Source organism: Streptomyces sp. NBC_00829, from assembly GCF_045161795.1.
Classification (GTDB): domain Bacteria; phylum Actinomycetota; class Actinomycetes; order Streptomycetales; family Streptomycetaceae; genus Streptomyces.
On the sequence record NZ_CP108867.1, the window covers coordinates 5,347,079 to 5,371,665 of the forward strand.

Annotated in this window: 20 protein-coding genes; 5 read left to right on the forward strand and 15 right to left on the reverse strand. The window is 70.2% G+C overall.

From position 1 onward, the window contains the following. The first annotated feature begins 5 nt into the window (after positions 1-5). Positions 6-446 carry an acyl-CoA thioesterase gene (locus OG293_RS23775; RefSeq protein WP_406000813.1) on the forward strand — a complete coding sequence of 147 codons (441 nt, stop codon included), beginning with the start codon at positions 6-8 and terminating at the stop codon, positions 444-446. Then, complete coding sequence (locus OG293_RS23780) at positions 443-1,108, forward strand: hypothetical protein (RefSeq protein ID WP_406000814.1); 666 nt, start codon at positions 443-445, stop codon at positions 1,106-1,108. Before OG293_RS23775 ends, OG293_RS23780 begins: the two co-directional genes overlap by 4 nt. Positions 1,109-1,215: 107 nt before the next feature. On the opposite strand, the gene OG293_RS23785 is transcribed toward OG293_RS23780, so the two are convergent. After that, on the reverse strand, positions 1,216-1,620 hold the full coding sequence (locus OG293_RS23785) for a globin (protein WP_406000815.1): 405 nt from the start codon (positions 1,618-1,620) through the stop codon (positions 1,216-1,218). Between the two features lie 113 nt (positions 1,621-1,733). Here OG293_RS23785 and OG293_RS23790 point away from each other — a divergent pair, with 113 nt between their 5' ends. Then, positions 1,734-2,756 (forward strand): methyltransferase domain-containing protein, encoded by a 1,023-nt coding sequence (locus OG293_RS23790; RefSeq protein WP_406000816.1) that lies wholly within the window; start codon positions 1,734-1,736, stop codon positions 2,754-2,756. A 56-nt stretch (positions 2,757-2,812) separates the two neighbouring features. On the opposite strand, the gene OG293_RS23795 is transcribed toward OG293_RS23790, so the two are convergent. The 14 genes from OG293_RS23795 to OG293_RS23860 form a co-directional block, all read right to left on the reverse strand. Next, a complete protein-coding gene (locus OG293_RS23795; protein ID WP_406000817.1) occupies positions 2,813-4,087 on the reverse strand; it encodes an FHA domain-containing protein in 1,275 nt (424 codons plus the stop codon). A 63-nt stretch (positions 4,088-4,150) separates the two neighbouring features. Then, positions 4,151-5,509, reverse strand: a complete 1,359-nt coding sequence (locus OG293_RS23800; RefSeq protein WP_406000818.1) for a vWA domain-containing protein — start codon at positions 5,507-5,509, stop codon at positions 4,151-4,153. Positions 5,510-5,677: 168 nt separating this feature from the next. Then, complete coding sequence (locus OG293_RS23805; RefSeq protein WP_406000819.1) at positions 5,678-7,123, reverse strand: PP2C family protein-serine/threonine phosphatase; 1,446 nt, start codon at positions 7,121-7,123, stop codon at positions 5,678-5,680. Between the two features lie 3 nt (positions 7,124-7,126). Beyond that, entirely contained in the window at positions 7,127-9,742 is a 2,616-nt protein-coding gene (locus OG293_RS23810) for a tetratricopeptide repeat protein (RefSeq protein ID WP_406003690.1), read from the reverse strand. A 50-nt stretch (positions 9,743-9,792) separates the two neighbouring features. Then, on the reverse strand, positions 9,793-11,109 hold the full coding sequence (locus OG293_RS23815) for a hypothetical protein (RefSeq protein WP_406000820.1): 1,317 nt from the start codon (positions 11,107-11,109) through the stop codon (positions 9,793-9,795). A gap of 44 nt (positions 11,110-11,153) precedes the next feature. Next, the gene (locus OG293_RS23820; protein ID WP_406000821.1) at positions 11,154-12,161 is read right to left on the reverse strand and encodes a glutamate ABC transporter substrate-binding protein; all 1,008 of its coding nucleotides are present in this window, start codon (positions 12,159-12,161) and stop codon (positions 11,154-11,156) included. A gap of 11 nt (positions 12,162-12,172) precedes the next feature. Continuing rightward, positions 12,173-13,567 (reverse strand): hypothetical protein, encoded by a 1,395-nt coding sequence (locus OG293_RS23825; protein WP_406000822.1) that lies wholly within the window; start codon positions 13,565-13,567, stop codon positions 12,173-12,175. A 200-nt stretch (positions 13,568-13,767) separates the two neighbouring features. After that, on the reverse strand, positions 13,768-14,469 hold the full coding sequence (locus OG293_RS23830; RefSeq protein WP_406000823.1) for a phytanoyl-CoA dioxygenase family protein: 702 nt from the start codon (positions 14,467-14,469) through the stop codon (positions 13,768-13,770). A gap of 126 nt (positions 14,470-14,595) precedes the next feature. After that, on the reverse strand, positions 14,596-15,600 hold the full coding sequence (locus OG293_RS23835) for an N-acetylglucosamine kinase (RefSeq protein WP_406000824.1): 1,005 nt from the start codon (positions 15,598-15,600) through the stop codon (positions 14,596-14,598). Continuing rightward, positions 15,591-16,856: a 6-phospho-beta-glucosidase gene (locus OG293_RS23840; protein ID WP_406000825.1), complete on the reverse strand. Its 1,266-nt coding sequence runs from the start codon at positions 16,854-16,856 to the stop codon at positions 15,591-15,593. The genes OG293_RS23835 and OG293_RS23840 overlap by 10 nt, the downstream gene beginning before the upstream one ends. Before the next feature lie 5 nt (positions 16,857-16,861). Continuing rightward, positions 16,862-17,767: a carbohydrate ABC transporter permease gene (locus OG293_RS23845; protein ID WP_406000826.1), complete on the reverse strand. Its 906-nt coding sequence runs from the start codon at positions 17,765-17,767 to the stop codon at positions 16,862-16,864. Positions 17,768-17,772: 5 nt separating this feature from the next. Continuing rightward, positions 17,773-18,741 (reverse strand): carbohydrate ABC transporter permease, encoded by a 969-nt coding sequence (locus OG293_RS23850; RefSeq protein ID WP_406000827.1) that lies wholly within the window; start codon positions 18,739-18,741, stop codon positions 17,773-17,775. A 7-nt stretch (positions 18,742-18,748) separates the two neighbouring features. Next, complete coding sequence (locus OG293_RS23855) at positions 18,749-20,086, reverse strand: ABC transporter substrate-binding protein (RefSeq protein WP_406000828.1); 1,338 nt, start codon at positions 20,084-20,086, stop codon at positions 18,749-18,751. Between the two features lie 111 nt (positions 20,087-20,197). Then, complete coding sequence (locus OG293_RS23860) at positions 20,198-21,400, reverse strand: ROK family protein (RefSeq protein WP_406000829.1); 1,203 nt, start codon at positions 21,398-21,400, stop codon at positions 20,198-20,200. Between the two features lie 267 nt (positions 21,401-21,667). Here OG293_RS23860 and OG293_RS23865 point away from each other — a divergent pair, with 267 nt between their 5' ends. Next, complete coding sequence (locus tag OG293_RS23865) at positions 21,668-22,096, forward strand: hypothetical protein (protein ID WP_406000830.1); 429 nt, start codon at positions 21,668-21,670, stop codon at positions 22,094-22,096. 399 nt (positions 22,097-22,495) lie between these two features. Continuing rightward, the gene (locus OG293_RS23870) at positions 22,496-24,313 is read left to right on the forward strand and encodes a LamG domain-containing protein (protein ID WP_406000831.1); all 1,818 of its coding nucleotides are present in this window, start codon (positions 22,496-22,498) and stop codon (positions 24,311-24,313) included. Positions 24,314-24,587: the final 274 nt, after the last annotated feature.

Here is a 24,587-nt window from a genome sequence, read left to right on the forward strand (position 1 = left end):
CACCCATGACCCGGCACATCTACCGCTGCCCCCTTCGCTGGTCGGACATGGACGCCTTCGGGCACGTCAACAACGTCGTCTTCCTGCGGTATCTGGAAGAGGCACGGATCGACTTCATGTTCCGGCTGGCGCCGGGGGACGGTTCGCCGTCGTTCTCCGGCGGGTCCGTCGTGGCCCGCCACGAGATCGAGTACAAGCGTCCGCTGGTCCACCGGCACGAGCCGGTGGTCATCGAGTCGTGGGTGACGAAGATCAGCGCCGCGTCGCTGACCATCGCGTACGAGGTCAAGGATGCGGAGGGCCCCTCGCAGATCTATGTCAAGGCCTCGTCCGTCGTCGTGCCCTACGACCTCGCCGCCGAGCGTCCGCGCCGCATCAGTGCCGAGGAGAAGTCCTTCCTCCTGAAGTACCTGGACGACGCCGACGAGGGCGCGCTCGCGGCATGAGCGTCCCCGTGCGGAGTCTGCACTTCGCCGACGCGAGGGAGGCGGAGGATCTCGCCGCCTTCCTCGCCCGGCTGATCCACTACGACCGCGCCGCCGCCGTCCGCCTTCAGGCCGGCGGTGGCGCGCTCGCCGTATTCGGGCGTCCGCCCTCCTTCGAGGTGCTCGCGATCCGTACGGCACGGCTCGGGGATCCCGCCGACCTTGACGTCACCGTCTCCGCTGGCGAGCTGCTCGAGGCCCTGGGCGAGGCGGAGTTCACCGTGCCTGCCGCTGTCACCGGGCCCCCGTGGGCCGGAGTGCTGCCGCCCCGCGGCGGCTGGCGGGAGCTCGCCGGACTGCCCGAAGTGACGGCGATGCGCGGCGCGGTGGCCGCGGCTGTCGCCGAATTCCGTATCCGCGACGAGCAGTTGCCCGCCGATCGCCGCACCCGCGCCGAGCGGGACAGGATCGGCCGGGACATCTGGTCGCGCACGGTCGGAGGCACGCCCCTGCCCCTGCGGGCCGTCCACGCCGCCCAGTCCCTCGGTTTTCTGCGCCCGGGAGTTCCGGTGGCGCTGCTGTCCGCCGGCTCATGGCTCAGGCTGCGCACGCCCTTCGGTTCGATCGCCGTACGCACGAACGGTCTCGGCGGTCTGAGCGTGCTCCCCACCCGTCACGGCTGAGTGGGATCCTCATCCGTCACGGCTGAGCGTGGTCCTCGCCCGTCGCGGCTGACATTCGTCCCGCCGCCCCCGCCCCTCGCCCCAGCCCGTCACGGGCACCGGGCCGATCAGTCGGCGGTGTTCACCATCGAGGCGGCGGCGTAGGTGAGGTAGTCCCACAGGGTCCGCTCGTGATCTTCGGACAGGCCGAGCTCCTCGACGGCCGTACGCATGTGCTTCAGCCAGGCGTCGTGCGCGGCCCGGTCGACGGTGAACGGAGCGTGCCGCATCCGCAGCCGGGGATGGCCGCGGTTGTCGCTGTAGGTGCGGGGGCCGCCCCAGTACTGCATCAGGAACAGCCTCAGCCGCTCCTCGGCAGGGCCGAGATCCTCCTCCGGGTACATCGGCCGCAGCAGCGGGTCCTCGGCAACGCCCTGGTAGAAGCGGTGGACCAGGCGCCGGAAGGTCTCCTCGCCACCGACCTGCTCGAAGAAGGTCTGCTCCTGAAGGGTGCCGCGCGGAATGTCATTCACCCCACCATCGTCTCAGACGCCCCGGCCGGGGACCGAGGCCCTATGCACCGCCCGCCAGGAGGACGGCTCGCCAAGTGCTCGCCTCCGCGCCGTCCGGGCAGGACAGTGGAGGCATGGGTACGGAGCTTGAGCGGTTCACAGGGCCCGCGGCCGAGGCGCGGCAGGCGCTGGTACGGACGATTGTGGCCGACGGCGGGCTGAGCGATCCAGCCTGGCTGGCGGCCTTCGAGGAGGTGCCGCGGCATCTGTTCGTGCCGTACTACTTCGTGGGCCGGGGGCATGTCCCGGGTGGTGACGCGAGCGAGGGCGCGTACGAGCGGCTGTGGTGCGAGGACCCCGATCCGGTGCGGCGGGCCCGATGGCTGCGCGGGGCCTATACGGACGGGCCGCTCGCCACCCGGGTGCGCGACGGGCAGCTGATCTCGTCCAGCAGTCAGCCGTCGTTGATGGCCCGGATGCTCCACGAGCTGGATGTTCGGGACGGGCACGCCGTCCTGGAGATCGGCGCGGGCAGCGGCTACAACGCGGCGCTGCTCGCCCACCGCCTCGGCGACGACCTGGTGACGACCGTCGACGTGGACCCCGAGATCACCGAATCGGCGCGCTCGCATCTGGCGAACGCGGGCTACCGCCCCACGGTCGTCACCGGTGACGGCGCACGCGGCTGCCCCGAGCGCGTCCCCTTCGACCGGATCATCGCGACCTGCACGCTGCCGTCCGTGCCCTTCGCCTGGCTGCCGCAGTGCCGGCCGGGTGCCCGGATCCTGGCCCCGCTCTCCACCGGGCTGATCACGCTCCAGGTGCGCGACAACAGTCGTGGCCGCATCGCGGAGGGGCGCTTTCTGCGGACGTCCGCGTACTTCGTGCCGCTGCGCGGCGCCGAGCGCATGCGCGAGGGGCACATCGGCGGGCTGCCTCGGCGCGCGATTGAGAACGAGCTGTTCCGTTTCCTGCTGACGCTCACCGCGGGCAGCCTCGACCCCCACGAGGCCCTGTCGCTGTGGGAGCGTGAGCGCCGCCCTCAGAGGGACCGTTTCGGGTTGACGGTCGCCGAGCGGCACCAGTGGGCCTGGCTGGACGACCCCGAAGGGCCGTACGTGTGGCCGCTGGGGCGACCCCGGGGCCAGTCCGGCTGACCACCACCGCCACGGGCCCCGGACCAGTCCGGGGCCTGTGGCATCCCCGGAAGGCGCTAGCCCCGGCGGATCGTGATGGTCGTCCAGGCCCCGACATGGACCCGGTCGCCGTCGTTGAGCGGGATCGGGACATAGGGCTGGATCGGGTCCTCGGCGCCGTTGAGCGTGGTGCCGTTGGTGGAGTTCTGGTCGACGACGGCCCAGGAGCCGTCCGGCTGCTGCACCAACACCGCGTGCTGGTGCGAGACGCCCGGGTCCTCCGGTGGTACGGACAGATCGATGTCGGGGGACTCACCGGTGGAGTGCCGTCGGCGGCCGATGGTGATCTGGTTGCCGTTGAGCGGGAGGTGCTGCTCGGGGGAGTACGCGGGCAGGTTGAGACCGCCGGCGTCAGGGCCACTGCGCTGCATCATCGCCATGAAGTACTCACGGTCGGGCGCGATCACAGCGGCCCAGCCGGCCGGGGCCGACTGCTGGTACGGAGGCTGCTGCTCCTGCGGCGGCGCCTGGGGGCCCTGCTGCTGGTACTGCGGCGGCATCGACTGCTGCTGGAACGGCTGCTGCTGGAACGGCTGCGGCTGCGGCGGCTGGGGAGCCTGCGTCTGCGAGGGCGGGGAGAGCATCCAGTCGTCCCCGCCGCCCGTGTTCTGGGGTGCCGGCGGCGCGGACTGCTGGAAGGACGGCGGGGCAGGCGGTCCCGGGTTCCCCTGGGGCTGGGGGAACGGATTCTGCTGTTGGAAGGACGGCGGGGGCGGCGGGCCCTGCTGCTGGTACGGAGGCGGCGGCTGCTGACCCTGTGACGGCTGATGCTGGGCCGACGGCTCGTTCATCAGCGGCTCGGCCGGCCGGTTCATCTGCGAGGGCCGCGAGCTCTGGTACTCGTACGGATCGTGCTGCTGCGGCGCATGAGGCGGCGGCGGACCCTGGGCCGGCGGGGACTGGAAGCCCGGCGGCAGGTTCAGACCGCCGACCGGCTGCGGAGGCGGTGCGAGGGGGGTGTACGACGTCGCCGTATGCGTGAGGAAGTTGTACCGGCACTCCTCGCAGAACGGCGCCATGGCCTCGCGCGGGGTGCGGCACTGGGGGCAGAGCTCGGCCTGGGCGGTGGCGTTCGGGTCGCCGGGGCCGGGGTAGCCGTAGGCCGGCGGAGGTTGCTCGGCCTGGGCGGTGGCGTTCGGGTCGCCGGGGCCGGGGTAGCCGTAGGCCGGCGGAGGCGGGGGAGGCAGCGGCGGAACGGCACCCGCAGGAGCGCCGGGACCGGCCATGCGGTGGCCGCAGACCTCGCACCAGTCGTCGGAACCCGACTGGTGTCCGTTCGGGCAGGTCGGCATGTCGGCGCTTCCCCCTCTCCTCGTCCGGCCCGGGGGCCGTCTCACATCGGTGTTGTTCGCTGGCTACTTCTTCACGCGAACCGTCTTGGTGGAGCGCGTTTCGAGGGTCATCTCGTCGGCTTCCGCGACCTTCGCCTTCAGTCGCACAGTACCTGTCGCGGCATCGACGACGTCCACCACCTTCGAAAGGAGTTTCGCAGTGTCCTCGTTGCCCGAGTCGGCCGCGAGTTGCACCGCGCGCCCCAGTTTCGCCGTCGCACCGTCGATGTCGCCCGACTTGCGGGCATCCAGCCCCTGCTGGATGACTTGTGCCAGTTCGGCCTGACCTGTGTAGTGCGCGACCTGCGGATTGATCGAGGTGGACGCGACCATGTCGTCCGTCCACACCGCCCGTACGAGCCCCTGTGACAGCACCTGCGGGGCGCCGCCGTCCGCCGCCGGAATGATCAGTGAGACCCGGGCCGCCAGCATTTCCTGGCCGATTCCGGCCTGGGGCACCTGTACACATACGTGGTAGTCACGGGACTCGTCACCCCACGAACCGGTGGGATAGTCCCCGGCCCGCGGCCCCGCTTCCGTACGCCGGCCGGTCAATTCCTCGACCGTCGGCGCCACTTGCTTGATGAACTTGATCTCCACACCGACGGGCGTCCACAGCCGCAGCGCCACGTCCGCGACCTCCTTGCCCATCGCGTTCTCCATCATGCTCGTGAAGTCCGCCGACAACTCGGCAGGGTTCGCCACGATGTCGGCCGTGCCGAGCAGTGCGGAGGCGATCCCCGTCACCTCCTTGACCTCCCAGTCCGTGCCGACCCCGCGCGCGTCGCAGGTGAAACGGCCCGCGACGGCGTCGAGGGCGGCCCGCAGGTCTTCCGGCGCCTCGTGTTCGTTACGGCCGTCGGTGAGCAGGATCCCGTGCCGGATGGCGACGTCGGAAGAGGCCAGCAGCCGGTCGGCCAACCGCAGCCAGGTGCCGATCGCCGTGCCGCCGCCCGCGGTGAGCCTGCGCAGGGACTCCTTCGCCTGGGCGCGGGTCGAGAAGTCGGCGATCGCCAGCTTGCCGTCCCCGGGGAAGATCTCGCCGGCCACATGCGTGCCCGAGACCACCGCGAAGGCGACCCCGTCGCGCAGGGTGTCGATGGCGGCGGCCGTGGCATCACGGGCGTTGCGCATCTTGGTCGGCGGATAGTCCATCGAGCCGGAGCAGTCGACCATGATCACTACGGCTGCGGACGGAGTCTGCCCCGGTATCGAGGCAGGAGAGGCCGAGGCACCGGTCAGTGGAACTCCACCCGTGGTGCCGCCGCCTGTGGAGGTGACGGTGACGATCCCGTTGACCTCGCGACCGCCCTCGGGCAGATATTCGTTCTGATAGACCTCGACGGAGAACTGCGGCACCTGTGACTTGGAGAATACGGCCATCTCAATCGGCTCCTTGAGGCTCCACTCGGCAGAGTCGGTTCGGGCGGAGCGGGGCAGTGGTGAACGTCAGGACACGAATCGTCCGCGAGCGCGGGCTCGGCGGGCAAACGAACGGCAGCGATCGGTCAAGTGGTCCATCGGTCAAACTGACAAGCGGACAAAGGGGGCTCAAGCCTTGTTGTAGGCCGATCCTGCCCCTTGCTGCGGCACGGTGAACGGCAGGACGGCCACTGTTACGTTGTCGTGGCCCCCACCGTCGAGCGCGTGGCCGACCAGGACCTGCGCACTGTGCAGCGGCCTGCCCGCGGCATCGGCCGGGATGGCCCGTGCCATGTCGTCGGCACCTTCCGCGTAGTTCCACAGGCCGTCCGTGCAGACCACGACCACACCGGAACGGTCGGGCTTGAAGGACGCGGTGTGCGGCTCCAGTTCGTACGCGTCGGCGCCGAGCCAGCCGGTGATGGCGTGAGCACGCTCGTCGGCGTACGCCTCGGCCTCGCTCATCAGGCCGGCCGCCACCATCTGGGCGGCCCAGGAGTCATCCTCGGTGAGCCGCGCGGGCGGGCCGCTGCGATCGTCCGGCACCCAGTACGCACGGCTGTCGCCGACCCAGCCGACGACCAGCAGGCCCCCGGCCGCGACGGCGCCGACGATGGTGCACGCCGGAGCGTTCTGGTGGCGGTGCGGGTCGTGTTCCATCGCCTCGCGCTGACCGCGGTCGGCGGCAAGGCCGTTGACGGCGTCCGCCGCGGCGACGATCGCCTCGTGCATGGCCTGCTGGGGATGCGTGCCGCGGGGCAGCGTCTCCAGCAGCACCTCGTTGGCGGTGCTCGCCGCTGCCGCGGAGGCCTCGTCGGGGCGGGTCGCCGACGACACTCCGTCGCAGACGATCGCGACGACGGCGGGTGAGCCGTCGGGCAGGGCCGTCGAGGAGACGGCGAAGGAGTCCTCGTTGCGATGGTGGCGCAGCCCCCGGTCGCTGACCGCGGCGACCGAGCCGAGCTCCTGCTCCATGTGGTCGCGCTCGCGGGGCTGGGCATGGCCGCAGTTCTCGCAGTACCCGTCGGTGTCGACCCGGCCAGCGCGGCAGGCCACGCAGAGCTTGCCGCCGGGCTGGGCCATGCCGGGGGCCAGTTCTGCGCGCGGGTCGGCGGCGACGACGCTGCCCGGGTCGGGCGCGGCCAGCTCGAAGTCGCCTCCGGCGGAGGCGTTCGCGGGTCCGCTGCCCGAGCCGCCCGCCGGGGCATGCGGCGGGACGTGTGTCCCGGTGGCGTAGGCGGTCGGTCCGATTGCGGACGCCTCGGGCGAGGCAGCGTGACCGACGGGGCCGTCGTACCGCAGGGCGGGCTCCGAGAGCGGGCCGCCGCCGGAGTCGGTGCCCGGCAGATCGCCGGGCACCGACACCGGCACCGGAGTGCCCGAGGTGTCCGTCCCCGTGGCCCGGGGCCATTCGACCGGAGTGCCGATGGCGACCGTGGGGCGGTCCGCAGGCCGGGCGGGTGCGGCCGCGAGGTCGAACCCGCAGCCGCCGCAGAAGAGGTCACCGCGCTCCAGCGGTTCCGCGCAGTTCGGGCAGGACGACGCGGCGGCCGGCTCGTGCATCTGAGACGCCATCAATCACACCCACGTCCGGGGGCGGAAGCGGTTCGCCCGCTCCACCAGTTCCATCCGCTCCTCGCCGCGCTGGGCGAGCCGGGCGAGCACCCGGTAGGAGCGTTCCAGCCCGAAGCGCAGGCCGCGCTCGTCCAGTTCGCTGCCGAGCAGCACGGTCGGCGCGGTCTGCGCGACGGGCGCGCTCGGCGACGGTGCTGCCGGTGTGTGCGGTGCGCTCTGTACGGACGGCGGGACTCCGGGACTACCGGAGAGTACCCAGTCCAGGGCCGTGCCGAGTACTTCTGTGGACAACTGCTCGCGCCGCACCGCGTCCAGACCGAAGTCCTTCAGGGCGTCCACCTGCGCGGCTGCCGCCGTCAGGTCGTCGATCAGTGGGTCGTGTGCGGCGCGTCGCCGCAGCCTCGCCCGTACGGCGGCGACCCGCGCGGCCGTGTAGTGGATCGATGCCTCGGGCACCGACTCCAGGGTCCGTACGGCCCCGGTCCGGTCGCCTGCCGCGAGCTGGACCCGTGCGAGGCCGAAGGCGGCGCTGACATAGCTCGGGTCGGTCGTCCACACCAGGCGGTAGTACTCGGCGGCATTGTCGAGCTGGCCGAGCACCTCGGCGCAGACGCCCAGCGCCAGCTTGGGCGCGGGCTCACCCGGGAAGGCGTCGTAGATCGCGTCGAAGGAGAGTGCCGCCACCTCGTTGTCGCCTGTCACCAGCGAGGTGAGGCCGCGGCACCAGACGATCCGCCAGTCGTCGGGGTGCTCACTCTCCAGTGTGGCCAGCGCCCGTCCCGCGGAGTCCAGTTCGCCCATCTCCAGGCGGGCGCGCAGCTCCCGCAACCGCGTCTCGGGGGAGGCCGCGGACGCGGAGTGCAGCGCGGCGATGAGCTCGGCGGGTGCGGAGGCCATCAGTGCCGCCAGGAATCCGGCGTTCGGGTCGTTCGGATCGACGCGGGGCACTGGCAGGGCGAGCGAGGTCGCCCGTGCGTCGAGCACCGCGAGATGCGGAGCGAGCGGGGGCGCGGCAGGGGGCGCGGCCGGGGGCGTGCCGAGTTCGGGGGAGCGGGGTGCGGGGACCGGGGCGATGGCTCCGATGCCGGGGCCCGCCGTCACGCTGGCTGCCGGAGCGGCCACCGAACCGAGAGCCACCGCGGCCGAGCCATTCGCCGAAGACCCTCCGGCGCTGCCCCGCGCCGGGAGCTGTCTGGCCCCCAGCACCGAGACATCATCGGTGAGCTCCGCGAACAACTGCGTGTCCGTGACTCGCAGTTCGGGCCCGAACAGCGTCGACAGCGACGGCCGCGGTCGGCCCGTCTGGATCGCGACGACCTCCCTGAGCACACCCGTCAGCTGCTCCGCCATCTCCTGGGCCGAGGCGAACCGCCGCGCCGGGTCGGGGTCCGTCGCCCGCACCAGCAGCCGGTAGAACGATTCGTACGTCTGGAAGACCTTGATGTTCTCCGGGTCCGGCAGGGAGTCCACGAACACATTGGTGTAGCCCTGGAAGTCGAAGGTCAGCACGGCCAGTGTGCGGGCCACCGTGTACAGGTCGGAGGCGACCGACGGACCGACCTCGGCGACCTCGGGGGCCTGATAGCCGACTGTGCCGTAGATGGCGGACTCGTCGTCGTCCATCCTGCGGACCGCGCCCATGTCGATGAGCTTGAGCTGGTTCTGCTGCTGAATGGCGTTGTCGACCTTGAAGTCGCAGTACAGCAGGTTCCTGCTGTGCAGATGGCCGAGCGCCTCCAGCGCCTCGATGCCGTACGCGCACGCCTGCTCCACCGGCAGCGGATCGCGCTTGCCCGCCGTGTCACGCCGCTCGTTGGCGATCTCCTTCAGCGACTTTCCGCCGACGTACTCCATGACGATGTAGCCGTCGAGGGAGCCGGTGCGCTGGTCGAGATGCTCCACGAAGTTGTAGATGCGGACGATGTTGGAGTGCTCGATCTCGGCGAGGAAGCGGCGCTCGGAGATCGCCGCGGCCATGGCGTCCTGGTCGCCCGTGTCCAGCAGGCCCTTGAGGACCACCCAGCGGTCCGAGACCGCGCGGTCCACCGCCAGATAGACCCAGCCCAGGCCGCCGTGGGCGAGACAGCCCGCCACCTCGTACTGACCGTGGACGATGTCGCCCTCGGCGAGCTTCGGGACGAACGAATACGGGTGGCCGCACTTGGTGCAGAAACCTTCCGTGCGCCCCAGGCGCTCCCCGCGTGAACGTCCCACCGGGGCCCCGCAGTCGGAGCGGGAGCAGAACCGCTTGCGCTCGGGGACCTCCGGGTTCGTCATCACCGCGGAACGCGGATCGGGGCGCGGCACCTCCGGCACGGACACCAGGCCCGCGCCCAGCCGGTTGCGGGCCGACGCGCTCGCGGAGGCGCCGGAGCTGCGCACCGAGACGGACCGGGAGGAGGCGCCGCTGCCGGTCAGGGAGCGCGACAGACGCCCCGACACCGAACGGCGCGAGGTCGAGGACCGCGACGAGGCCCGTGAGGAGCGCGAACTGCTGCGCGCGGAGCCGGAACCCCGGCCGTGGCCGGTGATGCCGGTGGCCTGCGACGAGACCATGCCGCTCGACGCCACGACGGGCGCGAGCCCGCATGTGTCGCAGTACATCTCACCGCCGCCCATGTCTTCGTAGCTGCCCTCGCAGCCGGGGCGCTGGCAGTTCTTGGTCTCGCTCACGATTGCCCCCTGCGGTCCTCGGGCCCGGACGGTCCCGACTGCCGCGGGACCAGTACTTCGGCGGCGGCCTGCTGATAGCGCAGCACCGCCTGCTCGGCGACGCGCAGATCGCACGGCGCACTCCACAGCATCCGGCGGGCCGCGTCGTACCGCTCGATCAGCAAACGGTCCTCGGCCATACCGTGCCGGGCGACCTTCGCCTTGTACGCGTCCAGTCGGCCGCGCAGCTCGGCGCGGACCGCGAGCGGAGCCGTGACGGCCGTCAGCGACTCGCGTGCCCGCAGCAGTTCGTCCTCGGCCTCGCGCTCCAGCGACTCCAGCAGCGGTGAGAGCCGGTGCCACTGGGAGTGCCTGCGGTACTCGGCGGCGGTGGCGAGCCGTTCCTGCAGAGCTGTCGGCGGGCCGCTGACAGCGGGGACCTCGGTGGCGGCGATCTTCGCCAGCACCTCGCCTCGCGCGGACCGCGCCTCGGTCAGCGTGCGGTCGGCACGCGAGAGCACATCCCGCAGCCGCAGGAGCCGCTCCTCGGAGTCCTGCCGGACCCCGAGCACCGCCTCGATCTCCCGGCGGATGTCCTCCAGGGCGCGGGCCGCCCGGTCGTATCGATCGGTGTCGGGACGGCCGCCGCCGGGGGCCGAACTGCCCGGCGCGGGACGCCAGAAGGCGAGCGGGTCGGAGATCACCTGGGCGCGCAGCGTGGACAGCTCGTGGGTGATCGACTCCAGCTCGTCGCCGGAGGGGTGCTCCCCGGGCCGTACGCCGACGGAGTGTGCCAGCGAGCGGGTGCGCTGGAGCTCGGCGGAGAGCAGATCTATCCGGGCGGGCAGGGCCGACCAGACCGAGTCGGCGGTCACGACCATGTCGAGCGAGCTCGCGTACAGGTCGTTCATCCGGGCGACCAGCTCTTCGAGGGTGAACGACTCGGAGAGCTTGGCGGGCCCGGTGATCGAAGGCGTGGTGGGGGCGGCGGAGCCGGCGACGGTGACGCTGCGGCCCCGCAGCCGCTCGGTCAGCTCCACCAGATCCTCGCGGTTCGGCCAGCGCCTGCGGGCACGCAGCTCACGCGTGTCGTTCAGGGCGGCCGTGTACGCGTCGAAGTACCCCCACAGCAGGGTGATCGCCTGCTCGGTGGAGGCCCAGCGGTCCTTGGTGACGCCCGTCAGCTCGGCGCCTTCGAGGAGCCTGCGGCCCGCATGGTCCTGCAGCGCGAGGAGCGATGTCTCGATCGCCTCGTGCTCCGCGTCGAGCCGCGCCAGCGCACGGTCCACCTCGTCCCGGTCCATCACCGGCCCGGTGGATCCCGCGACGCCCATCGATCACCTCTCCGCTCTTCCTTGCAGGACTGGTCGTTCCGTACCTAGCCGGCACGGTACTTGGGGGCGGGCGGCCCGGATATCCCGGGCAGATCCGCCGCCAGCCATTTGTTGTACGCCTCCGTCCAGGGGCCCTTGCGGTAGTCGTCGAGGACCTTGTTCACCCGGCGCACCAGATCGTCCTTGCCCAGTTTGGCGGCCACGCCGTAGTACTCGGTGGTGAAGGGCTTGCCGCCCTTCAGCTCGACCGCCGGGTCCTGAGCGGCCTGGCCTGCCGCAAGGGCGTTGTCCGTCACCACCGCGTCGACGAGGCCCAGCTGGAGACGGACCAGACAGTCCAGCTGATTGGAGACGGTGAACACATCCTCGTCACCCGGCTGCCCGTCGTGCTCGTCCTTGAACGTTGCCCCGAAAGAGTTCTTCTCCAGCGCCTCGTACGCCGTCGAACCCTCCGCCGAACAGACCCTCTTCCCCGCCAGCGACGCGTTGTACCCGGTGATGGACGAGCCCTTGGGCGCGAGCACCTGCTGGCCGGACTGGAAGTACGCGGTGGAGAACGCGACCTGCTTGATCCGGGAACAGTTGATCGTCATCGTACGGACGATGATGTCCACGGTGCCGTTGTTCAGGGCGGGGATGCGCTGGTTGGTGGGGATGGCCCGGAAGATGATCGCGTCGGGCCGGCCGAGGATGTCCTTGGCGATGGCACGCGCGAGATCGATGTCGAAGCCTTCGAGGCCGCCCGTCGTGGGATTGCGGTAGCCCCAGCGGTAGCTGTTCTGGTCGACGCCGACGACCAGCTTGCCGCGCTCGACGATCGCGTCGATGTTCGGTCCGCCAGCCGCCGACGACGGCAGGGAGCGCTCCGGTTCGGTGCAGTCCTCCTCGGCGGACGCGGCCTCGGCCACGCTCTGCCCGGCCCGCCCCGCACCATGGTCGTCCGCGGCGCGGTGGGACAGCGGCAGCAGTGTGACGGCGGCGGTCAGCGCGCAGGCGGCGGCCATCCCCGCGACGCCGCCCCAGCCGCGGAACCTGGTCCTCGCGTCCGCCATCCCTCCCCCTCTCACCGGTACTCCGAAAGCCTGCGGTTGATGCCGAGCACGGCTCCCGCCGCTCCCAGCGCCGCCAGTACCGCGGCGCCGATCGGCAGCCCGGTGAGCGCCCCGCGCCCGTCCTCGGCGGCCTGGGTGAACTCGCGCTGCTCGTGCCCGAGGGCCTTCGCCAGCGCCTGGTCCACCTGGTCGAAGGACTGGCCCGTGGAGACCTTGGGACCGATGACCTTCTCCAGTGCGCCGTCGTAGTCTCCGGCCTTGTCGGTCGCGCTGGCGCTGCCGTGCCGGGACTTCCACTCGGACACGCTCGCGACGGCCGCGGTGACGGGCGCGCGCCCTTCGCCGTCATCGGCGAGCTTCTGCGCCTCGCTCAGCTGTTCGCCGAGCTTCGCCATGCCCGAGGTGTAGTCCGTTTCGTACTTGTCGCTCTTGCCGTCGGCGGTGAGCACCGCGCCCCGGGCGACCAGCGTGAGGTTCTCATTGGCGCGCGCCTTCAAGGAGTTGATCCGCGCGTCGTTGAGGATCTTCAGGGACTTCTGGCCGTGCACCTTGGCGTCGTTCAGCTCGGCGCGTGCGACCGTCTGCCCGACGGCCAGCCACAGCAGCACGACGGTGGAGGCGGCGGTGGCGGCGAGCAGGCCGTGGTTGAACACCCTGTTCGTGCGCCGGTAGTTGCGCCGCTGTGCCCAGAACAGGGCGCCCAGCGCCACAACGCCCAGGGCCGGCGCGAAGACCGGCCAGAAGCGGGCGTCCTCGTCGTCCGACTCCAGCCGGGCGGTCTCCGCGTCGTACAGCTTCTGGGCGGCGGGCAGCAGGTCCTCGGTCATCTGCTCGTTCGCATAGCGCAGATAGGCGCCGCCGAGGGGCAGGCCCTGCCGGTTGTAGGAGCGGGCCGTCTCGATCACGCCGGTGTAGCGGGGCAGCTGCTCGTTGAGGGTCGCTATCTGCCGGCCCGACTCGCTCGAACTGTCGGTGTTCGTGGCGGCCTTGATCAGCAGCCGGGAGGCGAGCGCGATGTCCTTGCGGTACCGCTCGTCCATGGCCGGGGACTTCGTGGCACCGGCGAGGAAGCCGCTGGAGGCGGCGGTGTCCGCGTCGGCGAGCGAGCGGTAGATGGAGGCCGCGTCCGCGCTCAGCGGCTGGCTGCGGCTCACCACGTCGTCGGCCGCGGACGCCCGGTCGGCGACCTCGACGGCGGTCACCGCGCCGAACGCCACCACCAGCACCGCCAGCACGGCCCCGATGATCTGCAGCCGCCCCGGCTCGGTGGTCGCTGCCGCGCGCAGCCGCTCCTTGCCCACGGACCAGGCACCCCGCTGGGCGGGCGGTTGGACCGGCGGCTGTGCGGGCGCATGCGGCGGCGGAGCCGACTGAGGTGCGCTGCGCACATTCGGCGGGTGTGTCACGTGACCTCCCCCTCGGTCCACGACGTCGGCCCGCACCCCGGCGGGTCGGGGAGATGGCTCCCGGCCAGTCAGTATGGACTCAGTGACCGACAATCACAGCAGGATTGACTGGATCTTGTTCCTATCGCAGCAATCCAGCATCCGGCCCGGCCGGTCTCCCCACCATGAATACGCTTCACGGCCTTGATCGGTTCCCCGTTTCACCCCTCCGACGAGGCCGGATACAGCGGAGGCTGGGCCATGAACCGCGGGCGCGTGCCGTGGTGCGGCTGCGCCGCGTGCACCAGGAACGGATGGCAGAGATAGACGTCGCCCGGCCGCCCCGTCGCGTACACCACCTCGCGGTGCGCCGACGCGGCGTCGATGGCGGGACCCAAGTCCATGATTGCGGCGCCCTTCTCCCCGTACGGAGCGAGCAGCGTGGGCATGTCGTGGTGCGAGCCCACGCGGATCCTGGTCGGTGCGTCCGCCTCGCCCACCTCGGTGAACAGGAAGAGCATCAGCAACGCCCGGTCGCGGGAGCGATGGTTGGCGTAGTACGTGCTCGCGCCGTCCGGCAGATAGCTGCCCTCGATGTGCCAGCCCGCGTCGTCGGGCTCCTCCTTGTGCGGAAAGCGCAGCGGGAACGACCCCAGAGAGAGGCGGGGCTGCCACTGCCCACGGCCCACCAGCCGGTCGAACGCGTCATGCAGGACCGGGGTGTTCACGGCACGGGCGAACGGCTCCTGGGCCATGCCCCACACCCAGTGCACCGGCCTGGTCCAGGTCGCCGGATCGTCGGGATCGCACCCCGTCTCGGCCCACAGCAGCGCGGCGCACTCCTGCGCCACCGACGCCGGAAAGGCCCCTTCGAGCTTCACGAACCCGTCCGCCTCGAACCGTTCACGCAATGCGTCGCCCATGTCTCCGATCCTGAGGCCGGGTACAGAGGCGACGCATCTCAATATCGACGGCAGCGGTCCGCCACGCGCGCCCAGAGCGCCGGGGCAGGGGCGTGCGGGCGGCCCGGGGCTGCCGTGCGGACTTCCCTACGCGTAGTGAGCCCGCAGCCTTGTGCCGATCTCGGGCGCCGCACCGATGTGGTCGAGCCCCAGCAGCCCCGCGCCCAGCACCGGCGGTGCCGTCACCACCTCGATGACCGCCTTGGGCGCCTTGGCCGCCAGCAGTTTGACGATCTGCTCGTCCAGTTCCGGGTGTCCGGCCGCGAGAACACTTCCCCCGAGCAGCACCGGTACTTCCTCGTCGAGCAGATCGAGCCGGGCGAGCGCCACCGTGGACAGCGCGACGACCTCCTCCGCCAGCCGGTGCACCAGGGACCGTGCGACCGGATCCCCCGCGGCGCCCGTGGCGAACAGGACCGGTGTCAGCTCGTGCCTGCGCCCCGACGGAATGTGGTCCAGGTGCAGCGCCTCGATCAGGGCGTACATGGAGCCGAGCCCGAAGTGCGCGGGCAGGGTACGGGCCAGTGCCGTCGGCTCGCCCCGGCCGTCCTCCGCACGGGCGGCGAACCACAGGGCCTCCTCCGCCAGGCCCCCACCGCCGCCCCAGTCTCCGGAGATCTTCCCCAGGGCGGGGAAGCGCGCCGTACGGCCGTCCGGCAGCATGCCGACGCAGTTGATCCCCGCGCCGCACACCACCGCGACCCCCCGCGGCTCGTCGACCCCCGCACGCAGGATCGCGAACGTGTCGTTGCGTACCTCGGTCGTACGGCCCCAGCCGCGCGCCTGCACGGCCGCCGCCAGCTCCCGTTCCTCGACGGGCAGGTCGGCGTTGGCCAGACAGGCGGAGACATGCCCGACAACGGGCGCGGGCCACCGGGCGGGATCGGACGACGACGCGAGCCGGGCCGCGATCACCGCGGCGGTCACCGTACGGCCCAGGGAGTCGACGGCCGCCTCGATGCCGACCGCGGGTGGCTGGAATCCGCCGCCACGGGCCGTGCCCAGTACGGTCCCGTCGGCGGCGACCACCGCGACGTCGGTCTTGCTGTTGCCGGCGTCGATGGCCAGGAGGCCCGTGGCCTTCACGCCCACGAAAGGTGCTCCCGGTTGTGCGCGATCAGCTTGTCGGTGAGCGCCTCGGTGTACTCGTACTGACCGATCAGGGGGTGGGCGAGCAGCGCCTTGAACACGCGGTCGCGGCCGCCGCGCAGGGCGGCCTCCAGCGCGAGGTCCTCGTACGCCGTGGCATGGGAGATCAGCCCCGCGTACAGCGGGTCGAGCGCGGGCAGGGCAAGCGGCGCCGGGCCGTGGGAGCCGACCGCGGCCTGTACCTCGATCACGGCGTCGTCGGGGAGGAAGGGCAGCGTGCCGTTGTTGACGGTGTTCACCACCTGGTACGGGCTGCCGCCCGCGCCGAGCAGCGAGGCCGCGAGATCCACGGCCGCCTCCGAGTAGAAGGCGCCGCCGCGCTTGGCGAGCAGCTCGGGCTTCTCGTCGAGCGCCGGGTCGCCGTACATCTCCAGGAGCTGCTTCTCCATCTCCGCGACCTCCGCGGCCCGCGACGGCTTGGTCTTCAGCTCCCGTACGACCTCGTCGTGCGCGTAGAAGTACCGCAGGTAGTACGAGGGGACCACGCCGAGCCGGTCGAGCACCGCGCGGGGCAGACGCAGGTCCTCCGCGATGGTGTCGGTGTGCTCGGCCAGCAGCTTCGGCAGCAGGTCCTCACCCTCGGGACCCCCGAGGCGCACACCGGTCTCCCAGGTCAGGTGGTTGAGGCCCACATGGTTCAGATGGATGTCGGCCGGTGTGACGTCGAGAAGGCGCGCGAACCTGCGCTGGAAACCGATGGCGACATTGCACAGCCCGACGGCCTTGTGCCCGGCCTGCAGCAGGGCCCGGGTCACGATGCCCACGGGGTTGGTGAAGTCGATGATCCAGGCGTCGGGGTTGGTGCGCCGCACCCGCTCGGCGATGTCGAGGACGACCGGGACCGTGCGCAGCGCCTTGGCGAGACCGCCCGCGCCCGTGGTCTCCTGGCCGACGCAGCCGCACTCCAGCGGCCAGGTCTCGTCCTGGTTGCGGGCCGCCTGCCCGCCCACGCGCAGCTGGAGCAGGACGGCATCGGCGTCCGCGACGCCCGCGTCCATGTCGGAGGTGGTGACGATCTTCCCGTTGTGGCCCTGCTTGGCGAAGATCCGCCGTGCCAGGCCGCCGACCAGCTCCAGGCGGTCGGCCGCGGGGTCGATGAGGACCAGTTCACTGATCGGCAGGGTGTCCCTCAGCCGGGCGAAGCCGTCGATCAACTCAGGGGTGTAGGTGGACCCGCCACCCACGACTGCGAGCTTCATGTGTTCTAGCCCTTCACTCCGGTCAGTGTGACGCCCTCGACGAATGCCTTCTGGGCAAAGAAGAAGACGAGGATCACGGGGGCCATGACCAGGACGGTCGCGGCCATGGTCAGATTCCAGTCGGTGTGGTGCGCGCCCTTGAACGACTCAAGGCCGTAGCTCAGCGTCCAGGCCGCCGGGTTCTCCGAGGCGTAGATCTGGGGGCCGAAGTAGTCGTTCCAGGCGTAGAAGAACTGGAAGAGCGCCACGGCGGCGATGCCCGGCCTGGCCATCGGCACCACCACCGTCATCAGCGTGCGGAACTCGCTGCAGCCGTCGACCTTCGCCGAGTCCAGATACTCGTTGGGGATGGTGAGCAGGAACTGGCGGAGCAGGAAGATCGAGAACGCGTCGCCGAACGCCATCGGGATGATCAGCGGCCACAGCGTTCCGGAGAAGTCGAACTGCTTCGCCCAGAACAGGTACATCGGGATGATCGTCACCTGCTGCGGCAGCATCATCATCGAGATGACCAGCATCAGCGACAGATTGCGGCCCCGGAAGCGGAACTTGGCCAGCGCGTACGCCACCGGAACGGACGAGACGACCGTGAGGACCGTGCCCAGCCCCGCGTAGAGCAGGGTGTTCTTCCACCAGGTCAAAAAGCCCGGCGTGTTCCAGACGTCCGCGTAATTGCTCCACTGCCAGTTCTGCGGCCACAGATCGCGGGTCAGCGCCTGCTGGTCACTCATCACCGAGGTGAGGAACAGGAAGACGAACGGCAGCACGAAGAACAGCGCTGCCGCGAGGCCCAGGGAGTGCACGGCGATCCAGTGGAGCATCGCCCTGCGGCGCGCGGTGCGGGCGGCCGGGCGGCCCGAGGCCGTGCCCGGTGCCTCGGGGGTTCTGGGGGCAGTCAGGACTTGGGTCATGACGGTCAGTCACCTGCCTGGATCAGGCCACCACGGCGGCGCATCAGCAGCGCGGTGAAGGCCATGGCGAGAGCGAAGAGCACAAGCGCGATCACACAGGCGGAGCCGTAGTCGAAGCGCTGGAAGCCGAGGTCGTAGACGAGCTGGGGAAGGGTCAGCGTGGACTTGTCGGGGTAACCGGGCTCGAACTGCTGCCCCGAACCGCCGATGATCCCGGAGGCCACCTTCCCCGCGACGAGCGGCTGCGTGTAGTACTGCATGGTCTGGATCACGCCGGTGACCACGGCGAACATCACGATGGGCCTGATGTTCGGCAGCGTCACGAAACGGAACCGCGCCCAGGGACCCGCACCGTCCAGCTCCGCCGCCTCGTACTGCTCCTTCGGTACGTCGAGCAGCGCGGCCATGAAGATGACCATCAGGTCGCCGATGCCCCAGAGCGCGAGCGCCGTCAGGGCGAGCTTGGACCAGGCGGGGTCGGTGAACCAGCCGGGGGTCGGCAGCCCGATCGAGTCGAGTACGGAGTTGACCGGTCCCGTACCCGGGTTGAGGAGGAAGACGAAGGCGAGCGTGGCGGCCACCGGCGGGGCCAGATACGGCAGATAGAACAGTGTCCGGAAGACCCCGGCCCCGGTCTTGATCTTGGTGATCAGCAGTCCGACACCGAGTCCGAAGACCACCCGGCAGGTGACCATGACCAGCACCAGCCAGAGCGTGTTCTGCATGGCCGGCCAGAACAGCCGGTAGTCGCCGAACACATACGACCAGTTGTCCAGGCCATTGAAGGCGGGCGGCCGGATGCCGTCGTACTTCGTGAAGGAGAAGTAGACGGTGGAGATCAGCGGGTAGGCGAAGAAGACGCTGAAGCCGATCAGCCAGGGCGACATGAAGGCCGCCGTCCGAAGCGCCGACCGGCGGCGCTTCGCACGCAGGGTGTGCGTCGTGCTGGTGCTCGCGCTCATGCTGGTGGTCATCTCGGGGCTACTTCGCCTTCGCGATGTCCGTGTCGATCTGCTGGGCGGTCTTCTCCAGACCGGCCTTGAGATCCTTCACCGAGCCCTTCTCGTACTGGTAGCCGAAGTCCTGGAACGTCACCTGGTACGCGCCGCCGTCCGCCTGCGCGGGCGTGGTGTTCGACTTCGGGTGCTGCGCGATCTCGATGAACGTCCTGAAGCCGGGCTCGACCTTCAGCTTCGGCGACTTGAGCGCCTCCAGCGTGGAGGGCACGTTGTGGATCGCGTTGGAGAAGGCCACGACCGCGTCCGTGTCCGTCGTCATGTACTTCAGCAGCTCCCACGCGGCGTTCTGCTTCTGACTGGTGGCCGCGATGCCCATGATCGTGCCGGACAGGTAGCCCTTGCCGTAGTCGGCGGCCTGGTCGTCGGCGACGGGCATCGGCGCGGTTCCGATCTCGAACTTCGCACCGGCCTCCTGGGCCATGCCGAGCCGCCACTCGCCGTCGAGCTGCATGGCGACCTGACCGGTGTGGAAGGGGTGCTTGGCGCCCCACTCGTCGCCGAAGGTGTTGCGGTACTTCTCCAGCTTCTGGAAGCCGCCGAGCTTGTCGATCAGACCCTTCTGGAAGGTGAGCATCTTCGAGAAGGCCGGGTCCTTGGCGATGCTGGACCTGCCCTCGGCGTCGAAGTAGGCGGGACCCCACTGGGAGGCGTAGTGCATCGGGGTCGTCTCGTAGCCGTGGTACGTCGGCATGAAGCCGAGCTGCGCGTAGCCGTCGCCCTTGGGCTTGGTCAGCTTCTCGGCGACCTTCTCGAACTCGCTCCAGGTCTTCGGCGGGGCGGTGATCCCGGCGGCCTTGAACGCGTCCTTGTTGTAGTAGAGCCCGTACGCGTCGTTCAGCAGCGGCAGTGTGCACTGGTTGCCCGCGAACTGCGTGTATTCGAGCAGCGACTTCGGGAAGACCTTCGCCGGGTCGATCTTCGACTTCTCCAGGAACGGCTTGAGGTCGACGAAGGACCCGGACGTGCAGAACTTGCCGACGCTGTCGGTCGTGAACGACGACACGACGTCGGGCGCCTTGGAACCACCGGCCCGCAGCGCCTGCTGGATCTTGGCGTCGGTGATGTTGGCGGTCACCTTCACCTTGATGTTCGGGTGGGCCTTCTCGAAGCGGGCGACGTTGTCCTGGATCGCCTTCACCTCGCCCGGGGCGCTCCAGCCGTGCCAGAAGTTGATCGTGACGTCCTTGTTCGGATCGTCGTTCGCCGCGCTCTGGTTCGACCCCGTACACGCGGAGGCGAGGAGGGATATCACGGCGGCCGCGGCGAGCGCGGCGGCCGCCTTCCGGGTGCGTGCGGGCATGGCGGTGTCTCCCTGTGACGGATCGAGGGGCGAGGGCGAAGATGTGGGGTCTGTTCAGGCGTACGCGCGTGGGAGGCCGGGGCGGGCCTGGCCAGGGGGTGTGGCCGGTGTTCAGCGGGAGGTGTCGAAGACTTCGTCCCGCGTGGTGGCCAGGGCGCTCTCCAGCGCCCCGCGCAGGACCGGGTGTTCTCGTATGGAACCGAGCACGAGACGGGGCCGGGGGGCGGCCAGTTCGGTGAGCTCCGCCTGCACGCGCTGACGCAGCGGCTCCCCGCCGGCGGCGATCACTTCGCCGGAGAGGACGACCAGCTCGGGGTCGAGTACGGCGACCATGGAGGCCAGACCGGTGGCGAGCCCGGTGGCGTACGCGTCGAGGAGGCGGCGGTAGGGACCCTCGTCCGAGGCCGCGGCGCGGGCGACGAGCTCGGTGGCGACCTCGGCGTGCGGGCCGTGCCCGATGCCGTCGATCCCGAACTCGCGCGCCAGCCGGGGGATCGCCTGGGCGCCGGCGAGTTCCTGAAAACCACCGCTGTTGGCCTTGGCCACCTGGCGCACCAGCGGGGTGCCGGGCACCGGCAGGAAGCCGACCTCGCCCGCGCCGCCGGTGAAGCCGCGGTGCAGCCGCCCGCCGATGACGAGGGAGGCGCCGAGGCCCTCCTCGTTCCACAGGAGCACGAAGTTCTCATGCCCGTGCGCGGCGCCGAGGTGCTGTTCGGCGACGGCGACGAGGTTGACGTCGTTCTCGTACTCGACGGGCATGGGCAGCACCGCGGCCAGCTCGTCGAGGAGGGCGGGGGAGTGCCAGCCGGGCAGGTGCGAGGCGTACCGCAGCCGCCCGGTGGACGGGTCGAAGGCACCGGGCGTCCCGATGACGATCCGGTGCACATCGGCGCGGGTGACCCCCGCGGCCTTCACGGCCCCGTCGAGCGCCTCGGTGACCTGCCGCACGACGCTGTCCGCCCGTCGGCCCGGGGTCGGCAGCTCGAACTCCCCGACGGTGGCGCCGGTGATGTCGGCGACGGCGGCGTGGATGCGCTGCGGGGTGACATCGAGCCCGGCGGCGAAGGCGGCGCGGGCATTGACGGCATAGAGCTGGGCGTTGGGCCCGGGCCGTCCTTCGGTGGTCCCGGTGGCGACGACGAGCCCGGCGGACTCCAGCCGCGCGAGGAGCTGCGAGGCGGTGGGCTTGGAGAGACCGGTCAGCTTCCCTATCTTGGTACGGGACAGCGGCCCGTGCTCCAGCAGCAGATCGAGCGCGGCCCGGTCGTTCATGGCGCGCAGTACGCGCGGTGTACCGGGGGTGGTTCCGGCCACGACGGATGCACCTGCCCTTCGGCTGCGGCTGAGCCCGGCTGGACTGTTAGGAAAGTTTCCTAATCGATAGAGGGCAACGTAAGCCCAGGGCCGGGCAGCGTCAAGAGGCCGTCGGTGGGCGCTGTCGACTTATTACCTCGCCGGACGTCCGCGCCACCCCTGCCGGGTCCGGCGTGACACCTGGTCGCGGCGATCAAATGCCTTGACGTGTCGTGCTCAATCCATACAGGATGTCGCCCCAAATCACGTATTTCCAGGGGGGATTGAGTGAGCACTCTGAGGCAGAGCGCCGTTGTTCTCGGGTCGGCGCTGCTGGTGGTGTGCGCCGCGACGCAGGCGCAGGCGGCCACCTATCCGTATTACAAGGATTCAGTGGACAACGGTCCTTGCGGAGCCGGCCGCCACATCGGCATCCCGAAGGGCACCGCCGGTCATGAGCACATGAAGTATTACGCGGTCTACGACTTCGACCCGGACTGGGCGATCTCGTCGTGCCGCGTGTGGATCGACAAGTGGAAGACCTCCCAGTCGAACTGGGCGAGCGTGGAGGGCCGGAACGTCTACGGCATCGAGGGCAAGCAGTACGCGGAGAGCGCCTGGGTGTACGACGGGCCCGGGTACAAGGACCGCGTATGCGTGACGCGCGACGTGAAGGGCGCCGGGGGAGTTTCCACGAAGTGCACGTCCTGGTACTAGAAGTGCACGTCCTGGTATTAGGCGGGTGAATGGTTGAGAGGGGGCGCCGGGAATTCCGGCGCCCTTTCGTTCTGGGAAATCGGCGGGATGGGGCGGGAGTGTTCGCGCGTGACCATCGGGTAGCGGTGGGCACCCCTTTTCCATCCGATTTTATTGACTTATGTCGTAATTCGATTGCTGGGTGCGAGTGGCTGTGCCATGCTCCCCTCGCTGATCTTGACCTGATCGGCTTGACAAAGGGCCTTGGGAGGCCCTTGGAGGGGGGATTCAGTCATGCCTGGACATCGACGGAGAGGCGCTCGCGCCTGGAGCGCAATGACAGGGGCGGCGCTGACGGCGGGGATGTTGACGGCGGGGGTACTGTCGACGCCGGCGTTCGGGGCGGAGGGGGACGATCCGGTGCCGCGTGCGCCGAGGGTCGCCAGCGATGGCACGTACAAGGAGTGCGCCGGCGGGCCGTGCCCGGAGTCGGGTGAGCCGGGGTTGCCGGGTTCGTTCACGTTCCGGCCGAACGAGGCGGACATCGATCCCGCGACGGGGAAGACCGACGTCACGGCTTACCTGGTGAGACTCCAGGGCGAGGAGGGTGCCACGCTGGTCAGTGGAGCGGAGGCCTCACACATCGTGATCCCCCCGAGCGATGGCATGCAGACCTTGGAAGTGCAGGCCAGGGACCGGGGTGAACGGTGGGGTCCCCGTGCCTATTTCAAGTTCAACGTGAAGCCCGCACCGGGCGCGGTCTCGCACTGGCGGTTCGCCGACCGCCCCACGGATCCGTCGGTGACCACCACGAAGGACACCGCCACCGAGGGCACCGAGCGCCATGACGCGACGCTCATGGACGGCGCGGGCTGGTCGGAGCGGGGCAGACGCGGCGCAGACGACTTCTCCCTCGATTTGAACAGCACCGCTCCGGCCAAGCAGAAGGCGTACGCGTCCACGAGCGGACCGGTGGTCGACACCAAGGATTCGTTCACCGTCTCTGCCTGGGCGTATCTCGACGGCACGAAGTCGGACCAGGTGCTGCTCTCGGCGCCGGGAAAGCAGGACTCGGCATTCGCCCTGTACTACTCGGCCAGGCAGAAGAAGTGGGCCTTCGGCCGCGGCGCGAAGGACGTGAAGGGCACGGTGGACGCCGTCTCGTACGGCGAGGCCGCAGGTCCCCCGGCCCGTGTGTGGACGCATCTGGCCGGGGTGTTCGACACCAAGCGTGACGCGGACCGTACGAACGACACCGTCCAGCTGTTCGTCAACGGCCGGCCTCAGGGGCAGCCGGTGAGACTCTCGGCCGCAGCCCCGGCGTACGAACCATGGACGTCCTCGGAGGGGCTTCAGATCGGGCGGTCCAAGCGCTCCGGCTCCTACCAGCAGTACTTCCACGGCTACGTCGACGAGGTACGGATCTGGCAGCGAGCCCTCCGCCCGATGGATGTTGTGCAGGTTTCGACGCTCTCGATCGAGGGGAGTCCGGCGACCGAGCTCGTGGCCGACTGGAACGCCGACCACGCGACGGGCAGGCAGATCGCGGACCTGAGCGGATACGGCCGTCCCGCTCTTGCGCTGTCGCCTCAGGGGGCACAGCTGCGAGCGGACAGCGCTGGGCGGCGGGAGGTGGCGCTCGACGGGGCGAAAGGCTATGCCGCAGCGAGCGGGCCGGTGATCGATGAGACGGGCTCGTTCACGGTCTCGGCGCGGGTGCGCGTGGACAGTGCCCTGTGGGCCGCGAAACCGAACGGCTACCGGGCGACGGTGGCCGGTCAGAAGCTGGCGAACGAGTCGTCGTGGGCACTGGTTCTGACCAAGATCGTTGGCGAGGAGGCGTCTTGGTACGTATGGAGCTTCGAGCGGACCGCAGTGGACGCGAGGGGCAAGGTGACCGAACGGGTCAAGCTTCAGTCGAACACGGCGATGGAGCCGGAGCAGTTCGATGTTCCTCTTGATGTCACCGGTGTCTTCAACGCGGCCGGGACGAGTCCGGGGGCCGCGCAGAACGGTCCCGGCGAACTCGGGCTGTACATCGGCACCACTGCAGTGGGCGGAAGCGCTTATGCAGAGCTGACATCCCAGGGTACGGGCGAACTGGCGGCGGGGCGTGGCGCCTCCGACGGCACCACGGGCCACTACTTCCCCGGTGGCCTGGAGCGACTGCGCCTCTGGAGCGGTTCCATGACCGCGAACGGGCTCAGGCAGGTACTGGAAGAGGGCGCGGCGGGCTGACGCGGGGATGTGTGACGCGGGGCCCGTGCCGGATGGCCGGGCCCTTGCCGCCTTGAAGCTGAGCGGATGACGAGTTGGTCTCGCTGCGGACGTGGATGGACGGCGTCCCCAAGTGCCGCTTGCAGGCGACATCTTGACTGTTCGTCAATCAGACATGCATCGAGAATCCCACTTGTCTCGAACAAGTGACCGTGTCAAGCTTTCGTTGCTGATCTTCACCACATCAGCTTCTAAGTGAAGGACCTGGGGAGGTCCTCGGGGGGGAATCACTCAT

Coding starts and splice junctions, on each gene's coding strand:
- OG293_RS23840 (WP_406000825.1), bottom strand. CDS start 16,856: ATGAAGCTCGCAGTCGTGGGTGGCGGGTCCACCTACACCCCTGAGTTG.
- OG293_RS23830 (WP_406000823.1), bottom strand. CDS start 14,469: ATGGGCGACGCATTGCGTGAACGGTTCGAGGCGGACGGGTTCGTGAAG.
- OG293_RS23805 (WP_406000819.1), bottom strand. CDS start 7,123: ATGGCGTCTCAGATGCACGAGCCGGCCGCCGCGTCGTCCTGCCCGAAC.
- OG293_RS23850 (WP_406000827.1), bottom strand. CDS start 18,741: ATGACCACCAGCATGAGCGCGAGCACCAGCACGACGCACACCCTGCGT.
- OG293_RS23795 (WP_406000817.1), bottom strand. CDS start 4,087: ATGCCGACCTGCCCGAACGGACACCAGTCGGGTTCCGACGACTGGTGC.
- OG293_RS23780 (WP_406000814.1), top strand. CDS start 443: ATGAGCGTCCCCGTGCGGAGTCTGCACTTCGCCGACGCGAGGGAGGCG.
- OG293_RS23790 (WP_406000816.1), top strand. CDS start 1,734: ATGGGTACGGAGCTTGAGCGGTTCACAGGGCCCGCGGCCGAGGCGCGG.
- OG293_RS23820 (WP_406000821.1), bottom strand. CDS start 12,161: ATGGCGGACGCGAGGACCAGGTTCCGCGGCTGGGGCGGCGTCGCGGGG.
- OG293_RS23855 (WP_406000828.1), bottom strand. CDS start 20,086: ATGCCCGCACGCACCCGGAAGGCGGCCGCCGCGCTCGCCGCGGCCGCC.
- OG293_RS23810 (WP_406003690.1), bottom strand. CDS start 9,742: ATGGGCGGCGGTGAGATGTACTGCGACACATGCGGGCTCGCGCCCGTC.
- OG293_RS23845 (WP_406000826.1), bottom strand. CDS start 17,767: ATGACCCAAGTCCTGACTGCCCCCAGAACCCCCGAGGCACCGGGCACG.
- OG293_RS23800 (WP_406000818.1), bottom strand. CDS start 5,509: ATGGCCGTATTCTCCAAGTCACAGGTGCCGCAGTTCTCCGTCGAGGTC.
- OG293_RS23775 (WP_406000813.1), top strand. CDS start 6: ATGACCCGGCACATCTACCGCTGCCCCCTTCGCTGGTCGGACATGGAC.
- OG293_RS23815 (WP_406000820.1), bottom strand. CDS start 11,109: ATGGGCGTCGCGGGATCCACCGGGCCGGTGATGGACCGGGACGAGGTG.